4 protein-coding genes are annotated in these 7,202 nt (G+C 68.5%); 1 reads left to right on the forward strand and 3 read right to left on the reverse strand.

What is annotated here, in order from left to right:
- Positions 1 to 26: 26 nt before the first annotated feature.
- Positions 27 to 2,024 (reverse strand): alpha-galactosidase, encoded by a 1,998-nt coding sequence (locus GXY15_06035; GenBank protein NLV40770.1) that lies wholly within the window; start codon positions 2,022 to 2,024, stop codon positions 27 to 29.
- A gap of 67 nt (positions 2,025 to 2,091) precedes the next feature.
- Positions 2,092 to 3,195: a radical SAM protein gene (locus GXY15_06040; GenBank protein NLV40771.1), complete on the reverse strand. Its 1,104-nt coding sequence runs from the start codon at positions 3,193 to 3,195 to the stop codon at positions 2,092 to 2,094.
- A 134-nt stretch (positions 3,196 to 3,329) separates the two neighbouring features.
- On the opposite strand from GXY15_06040, the gene GXY15_06045 reads away from it, so the two are divergent.
- Positions 3,330 to 4,433, forward strand: a complete 1,104-nt coding sequence (locus tag GXY15_06045) for a hypothetical protein (GenBank protein NLV40772.1) — start codon at positions 3,330 to 3,332, stop codon at positions 4,431 to 4,433.
- A gap of 53 nt (positions 4,434 to 4,486) precedes the next feature.
- Here the strand turns inward: GXY15_06045 and GXY15_06050 are convergent, their stop codons facing one another.
- Positions 4,487 to 6,853, reverse strand: a complete 2,367-nt coding sequence (locus GXY15_06050; protein ID NLV40773.1) for a hypothetical protein — start codon at positions 6,851 to 6,853, stop codon at positions 4,487 to 4,489.
- Between the last annotated feature and the right edge of the window lie 349 nt (positions 6,854 to 7,202).

Below are 7,202 nucleotides of genomic sequence, written 5' to 3' on the forward strand. Positions count from 1 at the left end.
TATCTCCGAAGAGGTCGGTTTCAGTGTCACTCCGTCACTTCGTACCGCCAGACGGCGGCCGACGGCGCGGCGTCCAGCGCGATCTCCAGCCCGGGGGACAGGAGCGCGGAACCCGTCAGAACCGTTGCGGCCTCCGGATGGGCCGTGTTCCAGCACCGGTATTTCTTTTCGGCGGCGAGGGCGGACAGCGGCAGCGTTCGCGCGGCGTCCTCCGCCTTCTCGCGGCGGAAAACCTGGACGGTGCCCCCGCCGGTTTCGGGGTTGTGGAACTGCCATCCGATCCACGCGGCGGGGTCGAGGCTGTACGCCGTCAGGGGATAGTAGTCGCCGAAGTAGTCCTTTCCATAGGCGCGCCACTGGTCCACCAGCCCCCTGATCCGGGGAAAGTCAATCGCGTCGTCGCGCTGGTCCCAGCAGGCGATGTAGTGCGGACACAGGGTGCTCAGGATTTCGTAGTCGCCTGTCTTGGAGGAGCCCGTGCCGAAGAAGGGGAACCAGTCGGCCAGCGCCCAGGTGTGGCACTGGTTGCCGGTGGGCTCCATGATGTAGTCGCTCCGCAGGAGCGGCACGGCCCGGCGCAGGGTCTCCAGGTCGTTGCGCCGCCCGCCGCTGGCGCAGGAGTCAATCAGCATGTTGGGATGGCGGCGGCGCAGCTCGTCCCAGTAGGCGAAATAGCCCTCCACATGGCGGATTTCCGTGATGCCCCGGCGGTCCGGCGCGTCGTTCTTCCGCCAGTGGTCCAGCGGGTCCATATTAAAATCCTGGCGGTACAGGTCAATCCCCTGCTCCGTGATGAGTTTGTCCACGTGGTTGATCAGCCATTCGCGGACCTCCGGCTCGCCCAGCTTGAGCAGCCCGCCGTCCCTGCCACCGTGGACCCATTCGGGGTGGTTTTCCGTGAGCCAGGTGTCCTTGTGCACGCGCTCCGGCTCGAACCACACGATGCTCCGCACCCCCTTCCTGCGGGCGTGGTCCGTGATGGGCCGCAGGCCTCCGGGAAAGCGCGTCTCGTCCACCTCCCAGGTCCCCGTCTTCGGCCACTGCCCGTCGCAGGGATACCAGCCCGCGTCCATCCACCAGTAGTCCAGCCGGAGGCCGCGCTCCAGGTACTTGTCCACGAACAGTATCTGGCTGGCCGTGTCGGCGTGGATCATCTCGCCGTACTGGTGGGAGCTGCACGCCGCGAGCTGAGGCAGCGGCGGCAGGGCGCCGCCGGGACGCGGCAGGTTGTGCGCGATCATCCATTGCCGCCAGACGTTCTGCGCGCGGCGGCGGTCGCCGGTGTAGAACTGCATGACCGTCATGGGCCCGCGCACTTCCTCCCCCGGGTGCAGGCGGAAATGGACCTCCTGCTGGCCCGCCTCCAGCCGGACCGCGCCGTCCGCCGCGCGGCTAAACCGCGCCTCCCACTGGCCCGCCCAGCTCACAACAAAGATCACGCCCCGGCCCTTCCCCTCCAGATTGAAGTACGGAAAGGCGGTCTGTGTGGGACGTCCGCCCGTGTTGGCGACCGGGATCTCCGCCCCCGGCGCGAGCGCCGTCTGGAACGGCTCAAAACTGTCCGCCGTGCAGGTGTCCCCCTTGTTCTGGTGGAGCGTCAGCGGGTCGCCGCCGAAGAGGCCGAGCACGGTGTCGCAGGACCGGAGCTTTTCAAAGATGCCCGTGTCCTTCGCGCCCGTGTTCCGCAGGAACACGGTCCACTCAATGACGGGATAGTCATGATAGGCTTTCCCTTCCAGGCGGATTTCGAGGGTGCCCTCCGGGTTGGACAGCTTCCGCACGAAGGTTGTCACGGTTTCGCCGGACTCCTCCGTCTGCGCCTGTACCCAGTTGGCGCACAGCGCCGCCGAGGGGGTGCCGTCCAGTGTGAAGGACACCGGCGGCACGGCGGATATCCCAAAGGCGGCGTCCTGCCACGCCTTCAGCAGGCTGCGGGCCTCAGGGTCCGTCTCCCCGGCAAACGCGGCGAAGGACACCGCAAAGGCAAGACAGGCAACAGTCAGAATACGGCGGACGTTCGGCATGGCTTGGAGCCCTCCCAGGAGTTGACACCGGAACACCGGGAAAGTATCGCGCCCGGAGGGGGCGTTTTCAAGTCGCGCGGGGACCGGCCGGTTCCCCCTGCGCCCTGCGGTAGGCATGGCACAGAAAGGCGCAGGAGGCGCAGAAGTTCTCGAAGCCGGGGGCGGGGCCGCCGTTCAGCACAAACCCGCGCAGCGCCCGCATCTTCTCCCCGTTCCAGACCTCCTCGAAGGGGTCCCGCAGGAGGTTGCCCACGGCGCAGCCCGGGCGGTGCACCTGGCAGCAGACGTGCATGTCGCCGTTGGCGTTGACGACCACCGTGTCCCACATCTGCCGGCACTCCGTGGGCACCGGGGCGTGTCCGCCGGCGTCCACCGCGCTCACCAGTCCGGTGCCGCCCCTCTCCCGGGCGCTGTCAGAAAGCCACTCGTCGCGGAAGGCCTCCGGCATGCCGAAGACCTCCTGCAGCTCAAACTCCGCCCCGGCGGACTCCGCGAGCCGCCTTGCCGTCTCGACCTCGTGCTGGTTGACCCGGTTGAGGATCATCTTGTAGCGCACCTGCGGGGTGGTCATGCCGAGCCGGCCGCGTGCCCGCACCAGCCCCGAAAGATTGCGCAGGACCCGGTCGAAGTCGCCCCCGACCCGGTAGGCGCCGTAGGTCTCCTGCGAGGCCCCGTCCACCGAGGCGACAAACCTGTGCAGGCCCGACCGGACCAGCGCCTCGAGCCACGCGTCGTCATAGTCGCGCGCGCTGAAGTTAGCGTGGACCACCGTCTGGATGCCCAGGTCCGCGAAGAACCGGATGTACCCGTTCAGGTGGGGATTGAGCAGCGGCTCGCCCCAGTTGAAGAGATTCGCCTCGCAGAGCGTGTCGAGGGGGAGGTTCTTCGCCAGCCTTGCGAAGGTCTCCGGGGCGAGGAACTCCCGGACCAGCGCCCCCTCGCCGTTGCCCGTGGGGCAGAACCGGCAGCGCAGGTTGCACACCGGCCCCGGGTCGAGAACCAGGTAGACGGGCCGCGTCCGGGCCGCGCACCGGCCCAGGCGCATGTCCTCCTCCGCCAGCGCCAGCATGCGCAGCGCCCGCCGGTGGCGCAGCCAGGCCCGGAGGCGCCGGCGGCGCCCGGGAAGAAAGAGCAGGCGGAAGGCCCTGCCCGGCGTGCGTGAAAGGAACATGGCACCATCTTGCCAGCAGACGGGCCGGGCGTTCAATCAACGAACCGGCGCGGTCATGGAAAGCGGCGGTTTTCCCATGCTACCATGCGGCTTCGCCCCGGCCGTCAAGAGGCCAATCACGGGAGGCGCGGCGCATGACAGCACAGACACGAGCGGGAAGACTGCGCGGCTGGGCTGCGAACGCGGCCGCCGTCCTGCTCGGTTTCCTGATCGTGGCCGCGCTGCTTGTCGCGGCGGAGGGTGCGCTCCGGCTCAAGGCCGGGCTTTCCTCCGGCTCGACGCATTCCCTCTTCTGGCAGGAGGCGGAGGGGGCGGTGAGTGACGGGGGCGCGATGGGCCGGGTGCTTCCGCGAAACAGCACTGTCCGGCTGCATGTTCGCTGGGGGGAAAAGCTGATTTACGATGTGACCGCCGAAACCGACGACGCCGGACGCCGTGTCACGCCGTGTGACCGTCAAGAGGGGGGGGAATCCAACATTGCGGCCTTTTTTGGCTGTTCCATGACCTTCGGACAGGGGGTCCGGGACGAGGAGACACTTCCCGCGCGCTTCTGCGCGCACGCGCCGGAGTGGCGGGCGTTCAACTACGGGGTGAGCGGGTATGGACCGCAGCACATGTGGCTGCAAATCTGTGAGAAGAATGTGTTGGGGGAGTTTTCAGCACGCAGGGGCGTCGTCGTCTATTCCTTCCTGGGCCATCATCTGGAGCGGCTGGCAGGCACACCCCCGGTGCTGGCCACCTGGGCCTACCCCCTTCCGTGGCTGGAGGACCACGACGGGCAGATCGTTCATCGCGGCACCTTTCGCAGCCGGTCGCCGCTGGAGTATTTCTTCTTTCAGCGCGTTCACCCCACCCACCTGGCCCAGTTCATTGAGCGCCGCCTGCCGGCCCGCGCCCCCGTCAAGGGCCGGCAGGACGCCGCCCTGAACCTTTTGGTTCGCCTCATCGTGGAATGCAGCCAGGCCGCAAAGGAGCAGGCACCGGGCCTTGCCTTCCACGTCGTGATCCTGCCAACCTGCGGGGGAACCGTGAGGGAGGGGCTGCTGCAGCGGCTGGAGGCCGCCGGGGTGCGCGCCCTGGACTATGAACGCCTCTTCGAGGAGGCGGGCCTCCCCGAGGAGGAGCTGTTTTTCAATGACTCGCCGCAGGGGACAAAGGGGCACTTCAAGGCGCCCGGCTATGACCTCATCGCGCAGCACCTGGCCGGCGATGTTGTCACGCCGCCCACAGGCGGCTGAGGGGCTTTCCCCCTCTGCGGGCCCTGGGTCTCCGTCTGGGAAAACGCATCCTCCTACCGGTGCCACTCGGGGGCGAACATGCTGACCGCCTCGTCGAAGGTGGCTTTCCGGCGGAAGTCGGCCACGTTGTAGTCGCGGTCCTTCTTCTCGGGGTTTGCCCAGTCGGAGTGGTGGCGGCCGTAGTAGCTGCCGTAGAACTGGTAGTTGGTGTCGGCCCAGCGGCGGAAGATCATCCTCTCACGGTCCGTCAGGAGGACGGCGTGGTTCTCCTGGGCGTTTTTGGGGTGGCCGGGGTCGGACAGCAGGGCGATGAGCTCACTCCTATGTCCACCGAGGCTCTTCGGCGGCAGGTACGCGCCGTTATAGTTGCCCTGGTCGCCCTTGGAGTAGGAGGTGAACTCGGCAATGAGGGGCCCGGCCAGCTCGCGCTTCCCCAGCTCCTCGTAGGAGACGCTGTAGTAGAGCGTCAGGTCGCCGCGCAGGTTCAGGCCGCCTGCGGGGTCCTTCTCCCCGTGGCACGAGACGCATTTCGCGTCGAAGACCGGCTGGATGTCCGTGGGGTAGTGGATGACCTGTCCGGCGCGGCCGTCGCCGCCGTTCTCCGCAAGGTCGCAGGGCTGGGGCTGGGGCGCGCTGGGGGCGCGGCGCAGGGCGAGGGGCTGCCCGCCCTCCAGCAGCGGATGCTCGGAGCGGTTGCGCTGGCCGTGGCACCCCACGCAGGACCGCGTCTCGCCGGGCTTGTAGTTGACATAGGTCCGCTCGCGCTGGACCTCCATGAAATTCTCGTCCAGGGCCTGGAAGAAGAGGTTCCGGTTGGCGGGCACGCGGAAGTAGGCGGAGCCGTCGGCCTCCACCGGCACGACGCCCCACTGCACCCGCGGCCACAGGGCGGCCTTCCACCCGGCGCTGCTGAGGCTCGGATCCCAGCGCCGGCCCGTGTCCCAGTAGCGCGGGACGGCCTCGTTGATGCGCAGCCACTTGATTTCGCCCGGGGCGACGCCGTCCATGCCCGTGTAGACATTGACCAGCACGCACAGGGCCTCGTTCTGCGCGGCGAGGGCGGGGTTGCCCTGCGGCTGGATCACGGGCGGGGTCGTCCGCGCGCGCACGGGCAGGGGGTGCCAGCAGGACAGGGCGGGGTCGCCGTGCACAAAACGGTGCGAGCCGTCGGCGCCGAGCAGCCAGAGCGCGTAGGCGTTCGGCGTGTTCTGCCGGTGGTCGGCGGGGTTTTCCTTAAACGCGACCAGGAAGCGGTCCGCGGTGACGGGGAAGGGGGTCGAGTACAGGTGTCCGGAGGTGCCCTCCCCGTCATGCGCATACTTCCCGTCCTCCGCGAGGAAGTGCCACCCGGGCTCTGTCCGCCGCTCGATGAAAACATGCGGCGTGAGGTTGGTCACGGCGTAGCGGTCGTCCCCCTGGACATAGCCCTCCTCGTCCGGGTCGGGTCCGCGTTCCCGGTTGCCGTTGCCGGGGTCCACCAGCATGACCGCGCCGAGACACCCGCCCTGCGGGTAGTGGCAGGTGCCGACGCACACGAAACGGCGGTCGTCCCCCGGCAGGGGCTGGGGGTACATGTAGACCGTCGTGGTGTCGTCCGCCAGGCCGTAAAGCTCCTGCGGCCGGCTGCCGTCGGGGTTCATGGACCAGACGGTCTTGCTGACCCGCGCGCCCCGGTCCACATACTCCCACCGGTGGTACATGACCCGCCCGTCGTCGAGGACCAACGGGCAGAACTCGCTGACCAGGCTTTCGCTCAACTGCTCCACGTTCCCCCCGTCGGCGTCCATGCGGTGGAGGACCGGCGCGGTAAGGTGGGCCGAGCCGCCGCAGAGCACCGTGTGCTCGCAGCGGGTGGACGAGAAGATGATCCGGCCGTCGGGAAGATAGGCCGGGTGGATGTCGTCCGTGTGCCAGGGCTTGCCCCAGCGGGCGGCCTTCTCCGCCTCATCGGCCGGGGGGAAGGAAACCTGCCGAAGCCCCGAGCCGTCCAGGCTCACCTCCCAAACGCGGAATCCGGAGGCGCGGTTTTCCCGGTAATCGAAAAGCGCCTTCTGGCCGTCAAAGGAAAGGCTGATCTTGCCGATGACCCCGCTTCCCCCCGGCAGGGCGGCGGCGGTCACCACCGGGCGCTCCTGTCCCGTGCGCAGGTTGAACACATAGACGCCGTTCGCCGGGTCGAAACGGTCCGGGGACGTGCCGTTGTCTATGTCCGTGTAGTAATGGTCCGAGGAGAAGGGCCTGCGCTTGACGAAGACAATCTCCTCCGTCCCAATGTCCTCCGGCGCCACGGGGGCGCTGTCCGCCCGCGAGGCGATCACGCGCGGCGGCGCGCCGCCGTCCGCCGCGAACGCGGGCAGGCCCGCCAGCGGCAGCACCGCAGCCAGGACACCCAAAACGGAAGGCCATAAGAAACGCTTCATCCTGCTCATCCTTCGGGGCTGCGGACGCCGAAACGGAACCCGGGGCGCACGCCGCGCCCCGCCGCGATTCTATCGGACGCCCTCCCCCCCGCTCAAGGCAGCCCCGCACGGTGGAGATCGTGGCGGGGAGAATCGCCGCGCCCCCGCGCGGGCGAGCCCGCGCGAAGAAAGGCGGCAGCAAGCTGCCGCACTCCAAGGGGCTTCGCTCTGTGCAACTCCGGGGTTGAGACGGTTGGCCGAAGAAGGACGGGAACTGAGGATGCCGTCCGTGCCCCCCGCGCGCAACGCGCGCCTTGGAGTGCGCAAGCTTGCTTGCGCCTTCCAGACCGGGGCCCGCGAAAGATTCGGA

Source organism: Candidatus Hydrogenedentota bacterium, assembly GCA_012730045.1.
Classification (GTDB): Bacteria; Hydrogenedentota; Hydrogenedentia; order Hydrogenedentales; family CAITNO01; genus JAAYBR01.